This is a genomic window from Streptomyces recifensis, assembly GCF_002154615.1.
GTDB lineage: Bacteria > Actinomycetota > Actinomycetes > Streptomycetales > Streptomycetaceae > Streptomyces > Streptomyces griseoluteus.
Genome location: NZ_MUNH01000020.1, coordinates 1 through 21,750 on the forward strand (window position 1 = coordinate 1; position 21,750 = coordinate 21,750).

General features: G+C 71.6%; 14 protein-coding genes. 8 read left to right on the forward strand and 6 right to left on the reverse strand.

Going from position 1 to position 21,750, the window contains the following annotated elements; all coding sequences use genetic code 11:
• Positions 1-872 (forward strand): rhodanese-like domain-containing protein (locus tag CCN33_RS01250; RefSeq protein WP_279628131.1); only part of this gene is annotated, 872 nt, incomplete at its 5' end.
• Positions 873-1,094: 222 nt separating this feature from the next.
• Positions 1,095-1,841, forward strand: a complete 747-nt coding sequence (locus CCN33_RS01255; RefSeq protein WP_086690160.1) for a sulfite exporter TauE/SafE family protein — start codon at positions 1,095-1,097, stop codon at positions 1,839-1,841.
• A 39-nt stretch (positions 1,842-1,880) separates the two neighbouring features.
• Here the strand turns inward: CCN33_RS01255 and CCN33_RS01260 are convergent, their stop codons facing one another.
• The gene (locus CCN33_RS01260) at positions 1,881-2,168 is read right to left on the reverse strand and encodes a metal-sensitive transcriptional regulator (protein ID WP_086690162.1); all 288 of its coding nucleotides are present in this window, start codon (positions 2,166-2,168) and stop codon (positions 1,881-1,883) included.
• 82 nt (positions 2,169-2,250) lie between these two features.
• On the opposite strand from CCN33_RS01260, the gene CCN33_RS01265 reads away from it, so the two are divergent.
• The gene (locus tag CCN33_RS01265) at positions 2,251-2,838 is read left to right on the forward strand and encodes a rhodanese-like domain-containing protein (protein ID WP_086690164.1); all 588 of its coding nucleotides are present in this window, start codon (positions 2,251-2,253) and stop codon (positions 2,836-2,838) included.
• Positions 2,839-3,097: 259 nt separating this feature from the next.
• Entirely contained in the window at positions 3,098-5,503 is a 2,406-nt protein-coding gene (locus CCN33_RS01270; protein WP_425275817.1) for a phosphoketolase family protein, read from the forward strand.
• Between the two features lie 44 nt (positions 5,504-5,547).
• On the opposite strand, the gene CCN33_RS01275 is transcribed toward CCN33_RS01270, so the two are convergent.
• Complete coding sequence (locus CCN33_RS01275) at positions 5,548-5,754, reverse strand: hypothetical protein (protein WP_086690168.1); 207 nt, start codon at positions 5,752-5,754, stop codon at positions 5,548-5,550.
• A 154-nt stretch (positions 5,755-5,908) separates the two neighbouring features.
• Here CCN33_RS01275 and CCN33_RS01280 point away from each other — a divergent pair, with 154 nt between their 5' ends.
• On the forward strand, positions 5,909-7,192 hold the full coding sequence (locus CCN33_RS01280; protein WP_086690170.1) for an APC family permease: 1,284 nt from the start codon (positions 5,909-5,911) through the stop codon (positions 7,190-7,192).
• Between the two features lie 26 nt (positions 7,193-7,218).
• Here CCN33_RS01280 and CCN33_RS01285 read toward each other — a convergent pair whose 3' ends face one another.
• Both CCN33_RS01285 and CCN33_RS31435 read right to left on the reverse strand, forming a co-directional pair.
• Positions 7,219-8,493: an FAD-dependent oxidoreductase gene (locus tag CCN33_RS01285; protein WP_244173535.1), complete on the reverse strand. Its 1,275-nt coding sequence runs from the start codon at positions 8,491-8,493 to the stop codon at positions 7,219-7,221.
• Positions 8,494-8,697: 204 nt separating this feature from the next.
• Positions 8,698-9,183: a MarR family winged helix-turn-helix transcriptional regulator gene (locus CCN33_RS31435; protein ID WP_140394446.1), complete on the reverse strand. Its 486-nt coding sequence runs from the start codon at positions 9,181-9,183 to the stop codon at positions 8,698-8,700.
• Between the two features lie 555 nt (positions 9,184-9,738).
• Between CCN33_RS31435 and CCN33_RS01295 the strand changes: the two genes are divergently transcribed.
• Both CCN33_RS01295 and CCN33_RS01300 read left to right on the forward strand, forming a co-directional pair.
• Positions 9,739-14,328 carry a HAMP domain-containing protein gene (locus CCN33_RS01295; protein ID WP_086690174.1) on the forward strand — a complete coding sequence of 1,530 codons (4,590 nt, stop codon included), beginning with the start codon at positions 9,739-9,741 and terminating at the stop codon, positions 14,326-14,328.
• Between the two features lie 109 nt (positions 14,329-14,437).
• A complete protein-coding gene (locus CCN33_RS01300; protein WP_086690176.1) occupies positions 14,438-16,975 on the forward strand; it encodes a SpoIIE family protein phosphatase in 2,538 nt (845 codons plus the stop codon).
• Positions 16,976-17,066: 91 nt separating this feature from the next.
• Here CCN33_RS01300 and CCN33_RS01305 read toward each other — a convergent pair whose 3' ends face one another.
• Both CCN33_RS01305 and CCN33_RS01310 read right to left on the reverse strand, forming a co-directional pair.
• Positions 17,067-19,379: an FdhF/YdeP family oxidoreductase gene (locus CCN33_RS01305; protein ID WP_086690178.1), complete on the reverse strand. Its 2,313-nt coding sequence runs from the start codon at positions 19,377-19,379 to the stop codon at positions 17,067-17,069.
• Positions 19,380-19,414: 35 nt separating this feature from the next.
• Complete coding sequence (locus tag CCN33_RS01310; protein ID WP_086690180.1) at positions 19,415-20,035, reverse strand: SRPBCC family protein; 621 nt, start codon at positions 20,033-20,035, stop codon at positions 19,415-19,417.
• 274 nt (positions 20,036-20,309) lie between these two features.
• On the opposite strand from CCN33_RS01310, the gene CCN33_RS01315 reads away from it, so the two are divergent.
• A complete protein-coding gene (locus CCN33_RS01315; protein ID WP_244173536.1) occupies positions 20,310-21,731 on the forward strand; it encodes a serine/threonine-protein kinase in 1,422 nt (473 codons plus the stop codon).
• Positions 21,732-21,750 lie beyond the last annotated feature (19 nt).

A 21,750-nucleotide genomic window follows, 5' to 3' on the forward strand; every position in this document is an offset into this window, starting at 1 on the left:
GCCGGCTGGCCGCCGAGCTGCCGGACGCCACCACAGTGCTGCCCACGCACGGGTTCGGCAGCTTCTGCTCGTCCTCCCAGGAGACGGGTGAGCAGGGGACGACGATCGGCAGGGAGAAGGCGGCCAACGAGGCACTCACCCTGGACGTCGACGCCTTCGTGGCCGGCCTGCTGGCGGGACTGGACGACGTCCCCGCCTACTACGCGTACATGGGGCCCGCGAACGCGGCCGGGCCCGCACCGGTCGATCTGACTCCGCCTGCCGTGGCGGACGCGGACGAGATCGCCGCCCGGCTGGCGGCGGGTGAGTGGGTGGTGGACCTGCGCAGCCGGCTGGCGTTCGCCGAGGGCCACGTGGCCGGCTCGCTCAACTTCGAGGCCGAGGGACAGCTCGCCACCTACCTGGCGTGGCTGCTTCCGTGGGGCAGGCCGGTGACCCTGCTCGCCGCGACGGCCGGGCAGTTGGCCGCGGCGCAGCGTGAGCTGGTCCGCGTGGGTGTCGACCGCCCGTCCGCCGGTGCCACGGGACGCCCGGACCAGTGGGTCCGTGAGGGTCAGCCCCTGGCCTCGTTCCCCCGGGCCACCTTCGCCGACCTGGCGGAACACGCCGGGGAAGGCACCGTGGTGCTGGACGTGCGCCGGGCCTCCGAACGGTGCGCCGGCTTCGTCGCGGGATCGGTCCACTTCCCGCTGCACACCCTGCGCGACCGCCTTCGGGACATCCCGCCGGGCCAGGTCTGGGTGCACTGCGCCGGTGGCATGCGGGCCGCCATCGCCGCCTCCCTGCTGGACGCCGCGGGCCGCGATGTCGTCGCCGTCGACGACGCCTTCGCCGCGGCGGAGAGGGCGGGGCTCGATGTGCGCGCCTGCTGAGTGCGGCGGGCGCCCGACACCGCACCCGGCCCCCCGGACAGAACGGGAAGGACCGGTGAAGAGCCGGGACGGCGCGCGCGAGAACCACGAAGGGCAGGCGGGAAGCGCTCCGAGCGCCGTGACCCCGGGCGCGGAGGCCGTCGACGTCAGGGACGGCCTACGGGAACGGGCGGCCGCGGGACTTCCGGTCGCCGCCTCCGAGGGCCGGAACGGAACCGTCGCGTGATCAACCTGGTCCTGGCCCTCGTCGCGGGCGGCGTCATAGGGCTCACGCTCGGCGCACTCGGTGGCGGCGGCAGCGTCCTGACCGTGCCCGCCCTGATCTACCTGCTCGGCTTCACCCCCGTCGCGGCCACCACCGCGAGCCTCGTCATCGTCACCGTCACCTCGGCCACGGCACTGTCGGCGCACGCCCGCGAGGGGCACGTCCAGTGGCGTACGGGGCTGCTGTTCGCCGCGGTGGGTGTCGGGCCGGCGATGCTGGCCGGCGCACTCGCCGGACGTCTGCCACCGGCCGTCCTCACGGTGGCGTTCGCCGGGGTGGCGGCGGCCGCGTCGATACGCATGCTCCGTCCCCGCGCGTCCGCGCCCCGGGCGGGGCAGCCACGACGTGGCCGGGCGGCGGGCACGGGCGCCGGCCTGGGCGCCGTCACCGGTCTCCTCGGTGTCGGCGGCGGTTTCCTCGCGGTCCCCGCACTGGTCGGCGTCGTCGGGATGCGGATGCGGGCTGCGGTGGGCACCAGTCTGCTGGTGATCACCGTCAACTCGCTGGGCGCTCTGTCGCTGCGCGCCGGGACCGTCGATCGCCTGGACTGGGGCGTCGTAGGACCGTTCGCCGGGGCCGCGATCCTGGGCGCGTGGGACGGCAAGCGCCTCTCGGCCCGCCTGTCCGGGCCGTCCCTGCAGCGGGTTTTCGCTCTGGTCCTGCTCGCGGTCGCCGCGTTCATGCTGGGCGACGCCGTGGTCTGACAGACGGCGCACCCCCGCCGAGCCGCTCGGGGGCGGCCATCACGCCAGCGACAGGAACAACTTCTCCAGCCGCGCACGCATCGCCTCGGTGTCCTCACCGCTCTTGCGGCCGGACTCGATGTCGGCGACACACTGCTGAAGGCCGGTGGCGATGATCGCGAACCCGGCCCGGTCGAGCGCCCTGGACGCGGCGGCCAGCTGCGTGACGACCTCCTCGCAGTCGCGGCCTTCCTCGATCATCCGGATCACGCCGGTGATCTGCCCCTGCGCCCGCCGCAGCCGGTTCAGCACGGCCCGCAGGGTCGCACCCTCAAGATCCAGCTCCACTGTCACTCCTCGGAAAATACCCCTAGGGGTACTCTACGGCCCGGCCCGGGCCGTGGACGACCAGCAAAGGAACACACCTGCCATGTCCAGCCACCCCACCCCCGTCACGCACGGCGTCGACCATGTCCGTGCCCACCTGACCGAGTTCACGGTCATCGACGTGCGCTCCCCCGGCGAGTACGCCGGCGGCCATCTGCCCACTGCCCTCAACATCCCGCTGGACCGGCTCGGCAACGCTCTGCCGGAGCTCCGGCACGCCTCCGCCCGGGGCGGCGTACTCGTCGTGTGCGCCTCCGGCGCCCGCTCGGAGAGCGCGAGCAGGCTCCTGAACGGTCACGGCATTCCGGCGGCCGGCCTCCGGGGCGGTACGAGCGCGTGGGCCGCCGCCGGACACGAACTGCACCGGCCTCCGGCTCACCGGAACCGGGGCGGATGGAGCATGGAGCGGCAAGTGCGCCTCAGCGCGGGCCTGCTCGTCCTGCTGGGGCTGGCCCTCGGACTGCTGGTCCACCCCGCGTTCCAGTTGCTGCCGGCCGGTGTCGCGGGTGGGCTGGTCTTCTCCGCGCTCACCGACACCTGCGGCATGGCGGTCATGCTGGGCAAGCTGCCGCACAACCGGCCGCGGGCGGCCGACCTGGAAGCCACGCTCACCTCGCTGCGGGCGCTCTGACGAAGGCGGAGCCCCGCTCCCCCACGGGCGCCGCGCCGGACGTGTGCGGGCCGAAGGTCCCGGCTCGGGGCCGAGTGTCCCGTGGTGGAGGACCCGGGCGGCGCGCACGCTGGGATCAGAGCCGATGGAGAGGACCGGCCGTCCGCGCCGTCGCACGCGGGTGACCACCGTGCCGAACGACGCGACAGAAGGGCCGTTCGCCGCCGGCAGTGGCCGTCATACCGGAACTTTCCCGACCTTCCCGGCACACTGTCCGTCCATGGATGACGAATCCGGAGATGCGATGCCGAAGGACGACCACACCGCCGCGACCGCTCTCACCGACGAGGAGCTGCGCAGTCTGGACGCGCACTGGCGCGCCGCCAACTACCTGGCCGTGGGCCAGATCTATCTGATGGACAACGCCCTGCTCACCGAGCCGCTGCGGCCGGAGCACATCAAGCCGCGGCTGCTCGGCCACTGGGGCACGTCTCCGGGACTCAACCTGGTGTACACGCACCTGAACCGAGTGATCAGGAACCGCGGTCTGCACGCGCTGTGCGTCTGGGGGCCGGGGCACGGAGGGCCGGCCGTCCTGGCCGGCTCCTGGCTGGACGGCAGCTACAGCGAGACGTACCCGGACGTGCCGCGGGACGCGGAGGGCATGGCGCGGCTGTTCCGGCAGTTCTCCTTCCCCGGTGGCGTACCCAGCCATGTGGCGCCGGAGACGCCCGGCTCGATCCACGAGGGCGGCGAGCTCGGCTACTCCCTGGCCCACGCCTACGGCGCCGCCTTCGACAACCCGGGGCTCGTGGTGGCCTGCGTCATCGGGGACGGCGAGGCGGAGACGGGCCCGCTCGCCGCGTCCTGGCATTCCGACAAGTTCCTCGACCCGGTGCACGACGGCGCGGTCCTGCCGGTCCTGCACCTCAACGGGTACAAGATCGCCAATCCGACCGTGCTGTCCCGCCTGCCCGAGCCGGAGCTCGACGCGCTGCTGCGCGGGTACGGGTACGAGCCCCTTCACGTGAGCGGCGACGATCCGGCCGAAGTGCACCGCGCCGTGGCGGCGGCCATGGACGATGCGCTGGACCGCATCTCCCTCGTCCAGGCGTCCGCGCGCGGTGAGGGCGTCACCGAGCGCCCGCACTGGCCGGTGATCGTGCTGCGCACCCCCAAGGGCTGGACCGGTCCGGCCGAGGTCGACGGTCTTCCGGTCGAGGGCACCTGGCGGTCCCATCAGGTGCCGCTCGCCGGTGTACGCGACAACCCCGAGCACCTGGCCCAGTTGGAGCGCTGGATGCGCTCGTACCGGCCCGAGGAGTTGTTCGGTGCCGACGGTCGTCCCGCGCCGGAGGTCCTGTCCTGCGTACCGGCGGACGAGAGGCGCCTGGGCGCCACTCCGCACGCGAACGGCGGTCTGCTGACCCGCGAGCTGCCCCTGCCCGACCTGGACGCGATCGCCGTACCCGTCGACAAGCCGGGCGCCACCCTGCACGAGCCGACCCGTGTCGTCGGCACCCTGCTGCGGCAGGTCATGAAGGACACCCGCACCCGCCGGGACTTCCGGCTGGTGGGCCCGGACGAGACCGCGTCCAACCGGCTCGAGGCCGTCTACGACGTCACCGGCAAGGCCTGGCAGGCGGCGGTCCTGCCGGTCGACGAGCATCTGGAGCGGCACGGCCGGGTGATGGAGGTGCTCTCCGAACACCTCTGCCAGGGCTGGCTGGAGGGCTATGTGCTCACCGGCCGGCACGGCCTGTTCTCCTGCTACGAAGCCTTCGTGCACATCGTCGACTCGATGGTCGGCCAGCACATCAAGTGGCTGAAGACCGCCCGCGATCTGCCGTGGCGCGCGCCCGTCCCTTCCCTCAACTATCTGCTGACGTCACACGTCTGGCGTCAGGACCACAACGGCTTCTCCCACCAGGACCCCGGTTTCGTCGACCACGTCCTCAACAAGAGCCCCGCCGTGGTCCGCGTCTACCTCCCGCCGGACGCCAACACCCTGTTGGCGGTGACCGATCACGTGCTGCGCAGCCGGGACTACGTGAACGTGGTCGTGGCGGGCAAGCAGCCCTGCTTCGACTGGCTGAGCATGGACGAGGCGCGCGTCCACTGCGCCCGCGGCGCGGGCATCTGGGAATGGGCCGGCTCCGAGAACGGGGGCGAGCCGGACGTGGTGCTGGCCTGCGCCGGTGACGTGCCCACCCTCGAAGTGCTGGCCGCCGCCCAGCTGTTGCGCCGCCATCTGCCCGAGCTGCGGGTGCGGGTGGTGAACGTGGTCGACATGACCAGGCTCCTCCCCCACGAGGAGCACCCGCACGGCATGACGGACTTCGAGTACGACGGTCTGTTCACGACGGACAAGCCGGTGATCTTCGCCTACCACGGCTACCCGTGGCTCGTGCACCGTCTCGCCTACCGGCGCACCGGCCACGCCAACCTGCATGTGCGGGGCTACAAGGAGTCGGGCACCACGACCACGCCGTTCGACATGGTCGTCCGGAACGACCTCGACCGTTACCGGCTCGTCATGGACGCCATCGACCGGGTACCGGGTCTCGCGGTCCGTGCCGCCGCCGTGCGCCAGGCGATGGCCGACGAGCGCACCCGCCACGCGGCGTGGATCCGGGCGCACGGGGCCGACATGCCCGAGGTGGCCGAGTGGGTCTGGGACGGCTGAACGAACAGCTCGCCTTCGCCGATCTCCAGCGGACGCCCTACCGGCTACCAGTCCTCCGGTCCGCCCCCGCGCCACTCGATCAGCTCCGAGCGGACCACGTCCAGGTCGTCCCAGTCGTAGAGCCCCGCCTCCTGCAGGAAGGCGGCCACGTCCCGTACGGCGAACGCGTGCCCGACGACCCGATCGCCGATCTGCACCTTGCGGCCGGTCTCGGGGTCCGGGGGGCCGACGATCACGCGAGTGCTGGTCATTCCTCCAGCCTGCGGCCCGGGATCCGGGAGTGCACGTCTGCGAGCCGGCGACAGATGCGCTCAGCCATCTGTTCACGAGGCGGTGTCCTTCTCGTGCTGTGTCCCCCCTTGCCCTCGTGCTTCGATGTCGGGGCTCGTAATCGTAGGGAGAGGCATGGCCGTGAGGGCGAGATCACGACCGACTGCGGCGCCGGGTGAGCTGGTCCGGAGCCTGGATGTGCGGGACGCGGTGGTTGTCGGCCTGGGGTCGATGATCGGCGCCGGGGTGTTCGCGGCGCTGGCTCCCGCGGCGCGGGCCGCTGGTTCGGCGCTGCTGGCCGGACTGGCGCTCGCGGCGGTGGTCGCCTACTGCAACGCCACGTCGTCGGCCCGCCTCGCGGCCCGGTATCCGGTGTCGGGCGGCACCTACGTCTACGGACGGGAGCGCCTCGGTGAGTTCTGGGGGTACCTGGCCGGCTGGTGCTTCGTCGTCGGCAAGACGGCCTCGTGCGCGGCGATGGCGCTCACTGTCGGCGCGTACGTGTGGCCGGGACAGGCGCATACGGTGGCGATCGCGGCGGTGGTGACGCTGACGGCGGTGAACTACGCGGGGGTGCAGAAGACCGCGTGGCTGACCCGGGTCATCGTCGCGGTCGTGCTGGCGGTGCTCACGGCGATCGTGGTCACGTCGTTCGTGTCGGGGGCGGTGGACGCCACCCGTCTGGATGTCGGGGCCGACGCGTCGTGGGACGGGGTGCTGCAGGCCGGCGGTCTGCTCTTCTTCGCGTTCGCGGGGTACGCCCGGATCGCCACGCTGGGCGATGAGGTGCGGGACCCGGCGCGCACCATCCCGCGCGCGATCCCGGTAGCTCTGGCGATCACGCTCGTCGTCTACGCCCTGGTGGCGGTCAGCGGGCTGCTGGTCCTCGGTCCCGGCCGGCTGGGGACGACCGCGGCACCGCTGTCGGACGTCGCACGGGAGGCAGGAGCCGACTGGCTGGTGCCGGTGGTACGGCTGGGAGCCGCCGTGGCGGCGCTCGGCTCACTGCTGGCGCTGATCCTGGGGGTGTCGCGGACCACGCTGGCGATGGCCCGCGACGGTCACCTGCCGCGCCGGCTGTCCGCCGTGCACCCGCGGTTCAAGGTGCCGCACCGGGCCGAGTTGCTGGTGGGGACGGTCGTCGTCCTCCTGGTCGCGTTCACGGACGTGCGCGGCGCGATCGGCTTCTCCTCGTTCGGCGTGCTGGTCTACTACGCCGTCGCCAACGCCTCCGCGCTCACCCTCTCCCGGCAGGAGGGGCGCCCGGCACGGGTCGTTCCCGCCACCGGGCTGCTGGGGTGCCTCGTGCTCGCCTTCGCCCTGCCCGCCGGTTCAGTGATCGCGGGCGCCTCGGTCGTGGTCGCGGGCGCTGTCGTGTACGCCGTCCGCCGGGCGCTGCGCGGAGCGCCCTCCGCCTGAGGCGCGTGGCCCCGGGAACGCCGCGCTCAAGGACGCGGGGCGCCGCGGGTGAGATGCCGGCTGATGCGGGTGGCGGCAAAGGCGGTGCCGGCCACGAAGCGCATCACCGGGCCGAAACACGGCGCGGTCAGCGAGCCGGTGAAGTACAGACCGGGCACGCTGGACTCGAAGGCGGCGGACAGGTGCGGGGCCGCGCTGCCTCCGGCCCGCCGCACCTCTCGCCGCAAGGAGGCGGCGAGGAAGGGAAGCTTCTCCAGATCGAGCCGGTAGCCGGTGGCGGCCAGCACATGATCCACGCTCAGCGCACCCGGTCCCGGACCGGAGAGTCGCAGCAGGGCGCCGCCGCTCCGGTCGGCCTCCGCCCCGTCGACCGAGCAACCGGTACGCACCGGCACGATGCCCTCGACCCGCTCACGGAGCCACCAGCCGCCGGAGGGGCCGAGCGCTCGACGGAACAGATACATACGGGCGGCCGCCGGGAGCCGGCGCACCGCTCCCGGCGCCCGGCTGACCGCCAGCAGACTCCAGCCCGTTCCCAGCGCCGCCGACGGCCGCACCACTCGGCGGGACAACGGCCTGTTCAGCTCGGGCAGTTCGCCCCACAGCACCCGGCTCTCGCGGACCAGGACGGTGGGAATCGCGCGGGCTTCGTGCAGCAGCGCGGCACTTTCCAGTGCCGACTGGCCACCACCGATCACCGCCACCCGCTGCCCGGCGTACCGGGTCAGGTCCTGGTGCTGGCTGGTGTGCGACACCAGACCGTCCGGATGCGGGCCGCTCGGTGTCAGCGCCCTGAACTGCTCCGGTACGTAGGCCAATCCCGACAGCCCGGTGGCCACCACCACCGCCTGAGCGGCGAACTCCTCCCCGCCCTCGACCTGCACGACGAAGCCCGCGGGGCCGCGCTGCACCGAGGTGATCCGCGACTGCTCCACCTCACCGACGTAGCGGTCGGCGAACCACTGCCCGTAGGCCACGAAGGTGGTGCACGGGATCGGCGTCAGCTCGGTCAGCTCGTCCTGGCCCCGCGCACGGCAGTAGTCCGCCAGCCTTGCGCCCGCCGCCGGCGCCGACAGATCGGTGGCGTCCGGAGTCGACTTCAGGAACATCCCGGTGGCCATCGCGTGCCGCCAACTCCCCATCACCTCCCCGAACACCCGCACCGCCACCCCCTGGGCACGCAGATGCGCGGCCACCGACAGCCCGTAGGGGCCGGCCCCGATCACCACCACCGGCGACCGCCCGCCCTTCGCGGCGAACGGAGCCCTCAGGTCCCGTTGCCCGGACCACGGTTGCGTCACGTGCTTCCCCCTGCTCGGCCTCGCGCACGTTCCGCTGCGCGGGCAGCACTGAACCCTGAACCGTTTCCGGCCTGAGGGTTCTCCCTCCCCTGTGCACCAGTGTGCCCGCGACACATCCAACGACAAGCGATATGGCCGAACATGACCCGCTCTTGGCCATCCCCACCCGTACGGCGACAGCGGAACTTCAGCCGAACAATCCGCTCACGCCGAGCGGCTCACGGAATTCTCCGTGAGCCCCGGTCCGGGAGGGTCCAGTGCCCGGCGCAGGCCGTCCATTCCTTTGAGCAGCGCGGCGCGATCGCCGTCTGGCATCGAGTCGAGCACGGTGGCCAGGAAATGCTCTCTTTCCTCCCGCAGCTCCCGGAGACAGGCCGTGGCGCGGGCGGTCAGATGCAACTCGATCTCCCTGCGGCTCCTGGCGCTGTAGGCCCGCCTGACCAGGCCCATCGCCTCAAGCCGGGCACACAGGCGACTGACCGCGGGAGCCGCGGAGCCGAGCGCCGCGCACAGCTCACGCAGGTTGCTTCCCGCCGCGGTTTCGAGCGCGTACAGGAGGCGCAGTTGTGAGGAGGAGACGAGGGGCGCCGAGCGCTGCTGCCGCTCCCATCGTGCTTCGAGGCGTTCCAGAGCCGTACGCAGCGTATGGACGCCGTGCGAGGTGTGCGGCCGGCCTGCCTTCTCGTCCATGTGGTGCAACTCCGAAATCAGAGACTGCGAGCCGGCGGACGGAATTGACCGGCAACCGTCGTCCGCCGCTCCCCGCGCCCGTGCCCCCGGTGCGCGGGACTCATTCGGTCGGACGGAACCGTCGGTGATGCGCCCGCACAGCCCCTTGGCCCAGCCAGTCAACCACACCCCCTCCGCGGCCAGGATGACCTGCTTCCGGCCCGTAGCACTGCTCACCGCCACCCCCGACCGGGGCCTTGGCGCTGCGCCTTGGAGCGGGACGACAAGTGCGCTGTCGCCGATGGCCACTTGTGTGCCTGATCACTCCCTGAGGGAGACCGGACAGCTTATGCCCGCTTTGCCCAGGATCAAGAACGGCTTGCCCCTTAGGTGTACAGGGCACGGTCGCTGCAGGGGCTGCGTCCACTTGCCGCGCGGGCGCTGAATGCCGTACTAAATACTTTCCCCATGTAAATGGTTCTCGGGGATGTGGGGCCCGGTGGTGAAGAGACCGCGGGGCCGGTCGTCTGACGGGTCGCTCCGGCGTCCTGCTGCCAGGTGGAATGAGGATGGATCATGCCTGAGGCGTCGGTTGAGGCGTCGCGCCCCGTGCCCCGCTCCAGGTCGGCGCGGGCTGGCGGGAAGGTGGCGGAGCCGGAGCTGCGCCAGTTGCTGGCGGGGCTGACGGCGGTGCGCGACGGTGACTTCGGCACCCGGCTGCCCGATGAGGCCGACGGTCTCATGGGCGAGATAGCCACCGTGTTCAACGGCATGGTCGACCAGCTGTCCCTGTTCACCTCGGAGGTCACCCGGGTGGCCCGCGAGGTGGGCACCGAGGGCACCCTGGGCGGCCAGGCCGAGGTTCCGGGAGTCTCGGGCACCTGGGCGGACCTGACCGACTCCGTCAACGCGATGGCGGGCAACCTCGCGACCCAGGTGCGGGACATCGCACAGGTGGCCACCGCGGTCGCCCAGGGAGATCTGTCGCAGAAGATCGACGTCGATGCGCGCGGGGAGATCCTGGAGCTGAAGGAGACCGTCAACACGATGGTCGACCAGCTCTCCTCGTTCGCCGACGAGGTCACCCGCGTGGCCCGCGAAGTGGGCAGCGAGGGCCGGCTGGGCGGGCAGGCTCAGGTGCCGGGCGTGGGCGGCGTGTGGCGGGATCTGACCGACTCGGTGAACTTCATGGCCGGGAACCTCACCGACCAGGTCCGCAACATCGCGCAGGTGACCACCGCCGTCGCCAAGGGCGACCTCTCGCAGAAGATCACCGTGGATGCCCGGGGTGAGATTCTGCAGCTGAAGGACACCATCAACACGATGGTCGATCAACTGTCGGCGTTCGCCGACGAGGTCACCCGCGTGGCCCGCGAGGTCGGCACCGAGGGCCGCCTCGGCGGCCAGGCGGACGTCAAGGGCGTCTCGGGAACCTGGCGGGATCTGACCGACTCGGTCAACTTCATGGCCGGCAACCTCACCAACCAGGTCCGCTCCATCGCCCAGGTGGCCACCGCCGTGGCCAAGGGCGACCTGTCGCAGAAGATCACCGTCGAGGCCAAGGGCGAGATTCTGCAGCTGAAGGACACCATCAACACGATGGTGGACCAGCTGTCGGCGTTCGCCGACGAGGTCACCCGCGTGGCCCGCGAGGTCGGCACCGAGGGCCGCCTCGGCGGCCAGGCGGACGTCAAGGGCGTCTCGGGTACGTGGAAGGACCTCACCGAGTCCGTCAACGTCATGGCCGACAACCTGACCGCGCAGGTCCGCTCCATCGCCGACGTCACCACCGCGGTCGCCCAGGGAGATCTGTCGCAGAAGATCCGGGTGGATGCCCGGGGTGAGATTCTGCAGCTGAAGGAGACCATCAACACGATGGTCGACCAGCTGTCGGCGTTCGCCGACGAGGTCACCCGCGTGGCCCGCGAAGTGGGCACGGAAGGAAACCTCGGCGGGCAGGCGACCGTACGTGGCGTGTCGGGTACCTGGAAGGACCTGACCGACAACGTCAACGTCATGGCCTCCAACCTGACCGGGCAGGTCCGCTCCATCGCCCAGGTCGCCACCGCGGTGGCCAAGGGCGACCTGTCCCAGAAGATCACCGTCGAGGCCAAGGGCGAGGTCGCAGCCCTCGCCGACGTCATCAACACCATGGTCGACACGCTCTCCGCGTTCGCCGACGAGGTCACCCGGGTGGCCCGTGAGGTCGGCACCGAGGGCCGCCTCGGCGGCCAGGCGAGGGTGCCGCACGTCGCAGGGACCTGGAAGAACCTGACCGACAACGTCAACTCGATGGCGAACAACCTCACCGGCCAGGTCCGCAACATCGCCCAGGTGACGACCGCGGTCGCCAACGGCGACCTGTCCAAGAAGATCGACGTCGACGCGCGCGGGGAGATCCTGGAACTGAAGACCACCATCAACACGATGGTGGATCAGCTCTCCTCGTTCGCCGCCGAGGTCACCCGGGTGGCCCGTGAAGTGGGCAGCGAGGGCCGCCTCGGCGGTCAGGCGGAGGTCGAGGGCGTCTCGGGCACGTGGAAGCGGCTGACGGAGAACGTCAACGAACTCGCCGGGAACCTGACCAGCCAGGTGCGGGCGATCGCGGAGGTGGCCAGCGCGGTCGCCGAGGGCGACCTGACCCGCTCGATCACCGTGGAAGCCTCCGGCGAGGTCGCCGAACTCAAGGACAACATCAACGCCATGGTCGGGTCCCTCAGGGAGACGACCCAGGCCAACCAGGAGCAGGACTGGCTCAAGTCCAGCCTCGCGCACATCTCCGGCCTGATGCAGGGCCACCGCGACCTGTCGGTGGTGGCCGAGCTGGTCATGGAGGACCTCACCCCGCTGGTGTCGGCGCAGTACGGCGCGTTCTACCTGGCCGAGGACGCCCCGGGCGGTACGGAACTCAGGCTCGTGGGCTCCTACGGCCGGCCCGCCGGCATCGACGGCCACGACCGGTTCACGCTGGGTGAGTCGCTGGTGGGCCAGGCGGCCCGCAGCCGCCGCGTCATCACCGCCGAAGGGGTGCCCGGCGAGTACATCGGCATCTCCAGCGGACTGGGCAAGGCCACTCCGGGCGGCCTGATCGTGCTGCCCATCGCGGTGGAGGACCAGGTGCTCGGCGTGATCGAACTGGCGTCCTTCACCCCCTTCACCTCCATCCACCGCGACTTCCTCGAACGGCTCGCGGAAGCGCTCGGTGTGAACGTCAACACCATCCTCGCCAACGCCCGCACCGATGAACTGCTCGAGGAATCCCAGCGGCTGACCGGAGAACTGCAGGCCCGCTCCGAGGAACTGCAGGTGCAGCAGGAGGAACTGCAGCGCTCCAACGCGGAGCTGGAGGACAAGGCCCAGCTTCTGGCCTCGCAGAACCGCGACATCGAAGGCAAGAATCTCCAGATCGAGCAGGCCCGCCAGGAGCTGGAGGACCGCGCCCAGCAGTTGTCCCTGGCGTCGAAGTACAAGTCGGAGTTCCTGGCCAACATGAGCCACGAGCTGCGCACCCCGCTCAACAGCCTGCTCATCCTGGCCCAGCTGCTGGCCCAGAACCCCTCGCGCAACCTGACGCCGAAGCAGGTGGAGTACGCGGGCATCATCCACTCGGCCGGCTCCGACCTGCTTCAGCTGATCAACGACATCCTGGACCTGTCCAAGGTCGAGGCCGGAAAGATGGACATCAACCTCGAGCAGGTCCCGCTGCGCGGGCTGCTGGACTACATCGAGGCGACGTTCCGCCCGATGACCACACAGAAGGGCCTGTCCTTCGCCATCGCCTCCGCCTCCCGGGTGCCCTCGGATCTGGTCACCGACGACGCCCGGCTGCGGCAGGTGCTGCGCAACCTGATCTCCAACGCGATCAAGTTCACCGAGCGCGGGGGCATCGAGCTGTGCATAGAGCCGGCCGGCGAGGACGAGGTACCCGCCGGTGTGCACCGGGACGGACCGGTGGTGGCCTTCCGGGTCAAGGACACCGGGATCGGCATCGCCGCCCAGCACCTGGAGACGATCTTCGGCGCGTTCCAGCAGGCGGACGGGACCACCAGCCGCAAGTACGGGGGCACCGGGCTGGGACTGTCCATCAGCCGCGAGATCGCCCATCTCCTGGGCGGCGCTCTCACCGCCCGGAGCACGCTCGGCCGGGGCAGCACCTTCACGCTGTACCTGCCGGCCGCACGCGCCGACTTGCTCGACCAGGCCACGGCCGACGAGCAGGGCATGCCGGCCCCCGGGGAGCTGACCGGTGCGCTGTCGGGGAACCGGGAGCTGTCCGCCCCCGCGGAACAGGCTCCGGGGCAGGCGCAGCCGCGTCGGCTGCTGGTGATCGAAGAGCGCCAGCGCGGCCTGCTGTCGCTGGTCGCCGAGAGCGCGGTCGGACTCGAGGGAAGCCCTGGAGCGTCCGATCGCCATGGCAACGTCGAGGTGATCACGACGGTCGGAGCCCAGGAAGCCGCCGCCGCACTGGCGGCCGAACCCTTCCACTGCGTCGTGCTGGAGCTGGACATGGCGGAGGGCCAGGCAGGGGCCTTCCTGGACGCGATGGACGGTGACGAGGCACTGCGGCACGTGCCCGTGCTGGCGCACAGCAGCCGTCAGCTCGGCGCGGACCGGGAGCAGGCTCTTCGGGCCCGGGCGGCCGGGCGTCCGCTGGAAGTCCTGGGCAGCCTGGACGAACTGCGCGAGCGCATCGCGCTGCATCTGTCGGCCGAGCAGCCGGGAGACGTGGTGGCGCTGGTACGCGGCGAGGAGAGCCGGCAGCCCAGGCTCGACACCGTCGACGAGCACTTGCAGGGCTGCACCGTGCTGGTCGTCGACGACGACGCGCGCAACCTCTACGCCATCACCGGGATCCTGGAACTGCACGGTATGCGTGTCCTGCACGCCGAGGACGGCCGCAAGGGGATCGAGTGCCTGAAGGCGCATCCCGAGATCGATCTGATCCTGATGGATGTGATGATGCCGGAGATGGACGGCTACGCCGCGACCTCCCAGATCCGGCAGATGCCCGAGTACGTGGACCTGCCGGTCATCGCGGTGACCGCGAAGGCCATGCCGGGAGACCGGGACAAGAGCCTCGCCTCCGGCGCCAGCGATTACGTCACCAAGCCCGTGGACGCCAACGATCTCGTGGCGTGCATCCGGCGCTGGCTCAAGGAGCAGTGAGCACCATGCCGGTCTTTCCCGTCTCCTGCCGCGCGTCCGTGCCCGTCGGCCGTCGCCGCGTTGGCCGTCCGGCGCGACGGGCCTGGTCCTGCGAGGAGTCGTCGGCACGATGAGCGCATCCGAGTATGCCGAGGACGCCGGGGAAGCCGCGTTCGCCGACGGCGCACGGCAGGGGCCCCGTCCGCATGAGCGCGTGCCCGGCACCGCGGCCCCGTCGCAGGGCGCGGTGCCGGTCCCGGCCCAGCCGCAGCGGACGGAGTCGGCGGGCGGGGAGGTGGAGCCGGCCGCGCAGGCAGCCGGCCAGGTCGTGGTGGGCCGCCTGGCCGCGACCGTGGCACGGCTGAACGAGGAGGTGCAGGCCGCTCGGGCCGCCGCGGATGGCCGCGCACTGATCGAACTGGCCAAGGGCATCCTGATCGAGCGGCTGCACTGCGGGCCCGTGCAGGCCGCACGGCAACTCGCGGAGCTCGCCGAACAGTCCGGCGTGTCCGACCTCGAACTGGCCGCCGACATCATCAACCAGGCCGCCCGCGACCAGGTGGCCCAGATCGCGCTGGAGTTCCTCCAGCTCAGCGGCAACGGCACCGGCGAAGACGACCGCGCGTCCCTGGCGGTGCGGCTGCGGGCCGCGGAGAGCGGCGCCCTGGCCGCCGGCGACACCCAGGCCGTCGCCGAGTCGCTGCTGCAGCACGCTCTGACCCCGCTGGGCGCCGCGGCCGTCGCCGTGTGGAGCGCGAGCCCGGACGGCTCGCTCACCCTGCGCGGCCACGCCGGGTTCAGCGACGGCGAAGCCGAACGCTGGCGCCATGTGCCGCCCGGCGTCGCCACCGTGGCCCGGCGCGCCCTGACCGACCGCGGCCTGGTGCACATCGCCTCCATCAGCGGGCACGTGCCCTCGATCGGCTACCTCGACTTCCCGGACGGCGGGCGTGTCGCCCTGTGCGCGGGCACCGGCGGCCGCATCAGCGGAGTGCTGGAGATCTGCTGGCCCCAGCCGCTCACCGAGCAGCCCCCCGCCATCCGCCGTCAACTCGAGGCGCTGGCCGACCTGTGCGCCCACACCCTCGAGACCCGCCCCGTCGGCGACGGCCACCCGCCGGGCGCCTCCGCACCCGACGAGGCCGCCACCGAACTCATTCACCTGGCCGACGGGCTGCACGATCCAGCTCTGGTCCTGACCCCCCATCTGGACGCCGGGGGCCGGCTCGCCGACTTCCGCATCCATCACACCAACAGCCAGTTCCAGGACCCCGCCGGCCGGCCGCGCAGCGCCCTCGCCGGCGCGCTGCTGCTGCAGATCTACCCCCTGACCGTCGGATCGAGCGACCTCTTCGGACAGCTGGAGAGGGTCTACGCCACCGGGGAACCCTTCCGGGCCCGGCGCATGACGCTGCCCACCCTCATCGACCAGGTGCCGCTGAGCACGGTCGCCGACATCAGCGTCAGCCGTCACGGCGACAGCCTGCTGATGATCTGGCGCATCGAGGACGAGACCGCCCGCTTGGCGAGCATCCTGCAGCACGCACAACGCCTCGGCCGGATCGGCGGCTTCGAGGAAGACCTGCTCACCGGTGACATCACCTGGAACGGTGAGCTGTTCGCCCTCTACGGGCGGTCGCCCGCCGCCGGACCGCTGTCCCTGCACGAGCTGGCCGCCCACGCCCACCCGGACGACGCCGTCGCCATCGGCCGCTTCCTGCGCGCCGTCGTGCACCACGGCCGCTCCGCCAGCGTCGCGTTCCGGCTGCAGCGGTCCGACGGCGTCACCCGGCACATCCGGGTCGTGGCCGAACCCGTCACCTCCTCCGACGGCCGGCTTGCCGCCCTTCGAGGCGCCTACCAGGACATCTCCTCCCAGCACTGGACGGAAGTGGCCCTGGCCGCCACCCGCGACCAGCTCGCCCACACCGAGCAGGAATCCGCCGAACGCAACCGCCTCGCCCTGCAGTTGCAGCACGCCATCATGCCCCCGGCCCACGGCCCGCTCGAGGTGTCCGGCCTCGAGGTCGCCGTGCGCTACCGGCCCGCCGAATCCGAAGCGATGGTCGGCGGCGACTGGTACGACGCCCTCGTCCTGCCCACCGGCCAGGTCCTGCTGAGCGTGGGCGACGTCGCCGGGCACGGCATCAAAGCCGCCACCGGCATGGTCGTCCTGCGCAACGCACTGCGCGGCCTGGCCATGACCGGCGCGGGCCCCGCCCAGCTGATGTCCTGGCTCAACAACGTCGTCCACCACCTCACCGACCACGTCACCGCGACCGCGGTGTGCGCGCTGTACGACCCGGCCAGCCGCGTCATGCGCTGGGCCCGGGCCGGCCACCTTCCCCCGGTCCTCGTCCGCGGCGACCAGGCGGACACCCTGCCCCTGACCGGGGGCCTGTTGCTCGGCGCCCTGGCAGACGCCAACTACCAGGAAGAACAGACTCAGCTACAGCCCGGTGACACGCTGCTCATGTACACCGACGGCCTCGTCGAGCGCCGCGACACGGCCGTGGAGGACTCCCTGACCCATCTGCTGCGCACCGCCGAGACCCCCGCAGGCGCCCTCGGGCAGCGCCTCGACCGGCTGCTCACCTACAGCAAGTCGGACACGGACGACGACACCTGCCTCATCGGCATCCAGATCCCCGCGACGACACCGGAATGACCAGCAGAAGGCAGCGGGCGCCGCAGGGGACCGTCGGGCAGGCGGGGTTCCCCGACGGTCCACTGCGGCGGACGGCCGTCCTCGGTTGCGGTCAGACGGGCGTCGGCCGGGACCGGTCGCCCGTGGGTTCGAGGCGGACGACGATGCCCTTCGACGTGGGCTGGTTGCTCACGTCGGCGACGCTGTCGAGCGGCACCAGGACGTTCGTCTCCGGGTAGTAGGCGGCGGCCGACCCCTTGGCCGCCGGGTAGGACACGACCTCGAAGTTCTCGGCCCGGCGCTCGGTGCCGTCCTCCCAGACGCTCACCAGGTCCACCCGATCGCCCTGCGCGAGGCCGAGTTCGGAGAGGTCGGCCGGGTTGACGAGGACCACGTGGCGGCTGCCGTGGATGCCGCGGTAGCGGTCGTTGTTGGTGTACGGGACGGTGTTCCACTGGTCGTGCGAGCGCAGGGTCTGCAGCAGCAGGTGACCCTCGGGGGCCCGGGGCACCACCGGCTCGTTGCAGGTGAACCGGGCCTTGCCGGTCTCGGTCCGGAACACGCCCTCGTTGACCGGGTTGGGTAGCTGGAAGCCTCCCGGACGGGTCACCCGGGCGTTGAAGTCGTGGAAGCCCGGCACGATCCGGGAGATGCTGTCGCGGATGGTGTGGTAGTCGCCCTCGAACTTGGCCCAGGGGATGTCCCCCTCGCCGTCGAGGCTCAGCCGGGCGAGCCGGCACAGGATGGCGACCTCGCTCAGCAGCACGCGCGAAGCCGGTTCGAGTCGTCCCTGGGTGGTGTGCACCTGGCTCATGGAGTTCTCGACGGTGACGAACTGCTCTCCGTCGGCCTGGACATCACGCTCGGTGCGCCCCAGCGTCGGCAGGATCAGGGCGGTGTCGCCGCAGACGGTGTGCGAGCGGTTCAGCTTGGTGGAGATGTGGGCGGTCAGCCGGCACGAACGCATCGCCTCCTCGGTGACCTCGCTGTCGGGCGCCGCGCGCACGAAGTTCCCGGCCAGGGCGAGGAAGACCTTGACGCGGCCCTCCAGCATCGCCTTGATCGAGTTCACCGAGTCCAAGCCGTGCGGGCGCGGCGGATCGAAGCCGAACTCCTTCTGAAGGGCGTCCAGGAAGGTGTCCGGCATCTGCTCCCAGATGCCCATGGTGCGGTCGCCCTGGACGTTGCTGTGGCCGCGCACCGGGCAGGCGCCCGTGCCGGCGCGCCCCAGATTGCCGCGCAGCATCAGGAAGTTGACGATCTCCCGGATGGTGGATACGCCGTGCTTGTGCTGGGTGATGCCCATCGCCCAGCACACGACGACGCGTTCGCTGCGCAGGACGTCGTCGCGGACCTTCTCGATCTCCTCGCGGGTCAGTCCCGTCGCCGCGTGCACGTCGTCCCAGTCGACGGTGCGGGCGTGCCGGGCGAACTCCTCGAAACCGGAGGTGTGGGCGTCGATGAAGTCGTGGTCCAGGACGGTGCCGGGACGCGCGTCCTCCGCCTCCAGCAACAGCCGGTTCAGCGCCTGGAAGAGGGCGAGGTCCCCGCCCGGCTTGATGTGCAGGAAGCGGTCGGCGATCTGGGTGCCCCGCCCCACCACCCCACGCGGCTTCTGCGGGTTCTTGAAGCGTCGCAGCCCCGCTTCCGGCAACGGGTTCACCGCCACGATGCGGCCGCCGTTGCGCTTGGCCTCCTCCAGGGCCGACAACTGCCGCGGGTGATTGCTGCCCGGATTCTGCCCCACCAGGAAGATCAGGTCCGCGTGGTGGAGGTCGTCGAGACTCACGGTGCCCTTGCCGACGCCCAGCGTCTCGTTCAGGGCGAAGCCGCTGGACTCGTGGCACATGTTGCTGCAGTCGGGCAGGTTGTTGGTGCCGAAGGCGCGGGCGAAGAGCTGGAAGACGAAGGCGGCCTCGTTGCTGGCCCGGCCGGAGGTGTAGAAGACGGCCTCGTCGGGCGAGTCCAGCCCCTTCAGTTCCCGCGCCAGGACGCCCAGGGCGTCGTTCCAGCCGATGGGCTCGTAGTGGTCCGACCCGGGCCGTTTGATCATCGGCTCGGTGAGCCGGCCCTGCTGGTTGAGCCACATGTCGGAGCGGGCGGCCAGATCGGACACGCTGTGCTCGCGGAAGAATTCGGCGGTGACCCGGCGCGTCGTGGCGTCGTCGTTGATGTGCTTGGCGCCGTTCTCGCAGTACTCGTTGCGATGACGCCGGCCCGGAGCGGGGTCCGCCCACGCGCAGCCGGGGCAGTCGATCCCGCCCACCTGGTTCATGGTGAGCAGGTCGACCCCCGTCCTGCCCGGGGAGGTCTGCTCCAGGGAGTACTCCAGCGCGTGCACGACGGCGGGAACCCCGGCCGCCCACTTCTTGGGCGGTGTCACGGAGAGGGAGGTCTCCGGCTCCTCACCGGGCGGGTTCTGCATCGCTTGGCCTTTCTCTTGCCGTGTGCGGTACGCGGTCAGCCGACGGGCCACTGGGCGACACGGCTCCTGGGCGGTTCCGGGGAGTCGTGCTGGACCCGGCCGTTGCGGATGGTGCCGCGCCAGGCACCGCCCTCCTGACCCAGTCCTTCGATGAAGTGCTTGAAGCTCACCAGTTCTGCGCGCACCAGTCGCGCGGCCAGCGACACGACCCCGGACGAGCGGGTGAGGACCTTCGCGGCCCCCTGCGGCCGGAGGTGCATCCGGACCGTGATCGCGGTGCCACCGGAGTTGGTCGGCCGGAACTCGACCTCGCCCTCGTGACTGGGGTGCTGCTCCAGGCCACGCCAGGCCAGGTAGGCGTCCGGGTCCTGTTCCACGATCTCGACCGCGAAACGGTGACGCAGGGGGCCGTAGCCGATGGTCCACTCGGTGACGGTGGGCCTGACCTGCTCGACGTCGCGCACCACGGTCGAGAAGCGCGGGAACGTCTTGAACTGCGTCCACTGGTTGTAGGCCGTGCGGACCGGCACCGCGATCTCGACCGTCTCCTCGACGTGCCGCTCGCGCAGGGGGCGGCGGCGTGTGACGCCGTCGCCGTCGGAGCGCATGCCCGGGGTGTTCGGCACGGCCTGCCCGCCGTCGTCTTCGTGCGCCATCGTGGTCCTTCTTCCGGTGAGGGAGCCGGGCGTCGGCAGACCCGGCCCTCCCCTTGTGGGGCAGGGCATCTCTTCCGGTTCCCCGATCACGGGTTACCAGTCACCCGACCCCGCGGACTCCGTTCCGTCCGGACGTCCGAGGGGTGCGACGTCACCACGAGGGCGCGGCCGTCGGTCCACCGAAGTGGCCGGGGTGCCTGCCGCAGGAGCGGGTACCCGCGCCACACAGCGTCGATTGTCGGCTTTGCTCGCGGTGACAGTAACGGAGAGACGAATGAACGGCCCCCGAACAGACTTCCCGCCGACGCAGAGGGTGTCCGCCGAGATCGTGGGCGGCCGTTACCGGCTGGGCGCCGGTATCGGCCGGGGAGGCGCCGCCGACGTCTACGAGGGCGTCGACGTCCGCCTCGGACGGCGGGTCGCCGTCAAGTTCTTCCGGGCGGGAGCCGACCCGGAGCTGGAACGGCGGTTCGCCGAGGAGGCCGTCCTTCTGGCGCGGCTTCAGCACCCCGGTCTGGTGACCGTCTACGACGCCGGCCGGCACCAGGATCGCGCCTACCTCGTCATGGAGCTGGTCACAGGGCGGACGTTGCGCGAGTGCCTCGCGAGCGGGCCGCTGTCCCCCCGGCGCGTAGCCGAGCTGGGCGCCGCCCTCGCGCGGGCGCTCACCCATGTGCACGACGCCGGCATCGTGCACCGCGACATCAAGCCGTCGAACGTCCTGCTGGACGCCTCCGGCGCTCCTCACCTGGCGGACTTCGGCATCGCCCGGCTGGTGAACGCCACTCGTCACACCGCTTCCGACGTCCTCATAGGAACCGCTGCCTATCTCGCCCCGGAGCAGGTGATGGGCAGGGAGGTCCGGCCGGCCGCCGACATCTACGCCCTCGGCCTGGTCCTGCTGGAATGCCTGAAAGGGGAGCTGGAGTACGCGGGGACCCCGCTGGAAGCTGCTGTGGCACGCGTGCACCGGGCGCCCGTCGTCCCGGACTCGCTACCGCCCGGTCTGGTCCGTCTCCTGCACGCCATGACGGCCCTGGACGAGGCGACGCGCCCCGACGCCCCGAGCTGCGCCTCGGCGCTGTCCGCTCTGTGCGCCGTACCGGACGCCGCGCTGTCCTCGGTGGCCCCCGTCACCCTCTCCGCGCGGGCGGACGACGAGACGCACAGCCGGGCCCGGGCACGGCAGACCGGCAGGACGGGACACGGGCGCCGCGTCGCGGTCGGCACCGCCCTGACCGCGCTTTCGGCGGCTCTGGGAGCCACCCTCGCCGTGACCCTGGGCACCGGCGCGCACAGCGACGAACGCGTCGGCTCCGGCTCCCCCACCTCCGAACTGGCCCAGCCGCCCTCCGACTCCGCCAAGGCGCCGAGGACCGCCGCGGACCCGAACACGCGGCGGCCCGAGTCTGGTTCGGCGTCCGCGCCGTCACGCTCCACGACCACCGCGGCCACGACCGGCGACGCGGCTACGGCCGCCGAGACAGCCGTGACCGAAGCCGCGGCCCCTGCCGCCGCGCGCCGGACGTCACCCGCTGCGAAGAAGGGCGGCGACAGCCCCCGGCACCGCGCGCCGGGCCACGTCAGGAAGGCGCCCAAGGATGCTCCCGCCCACGCCGGTCCCGGCGGCGCGCGGAAGCCGGCCGGTGCCCCCGGCGGCGTCCAGGACAAGGCAGGCCGGAAGGACCACGGCTGACCTGCGGCCCGGGGCGGGG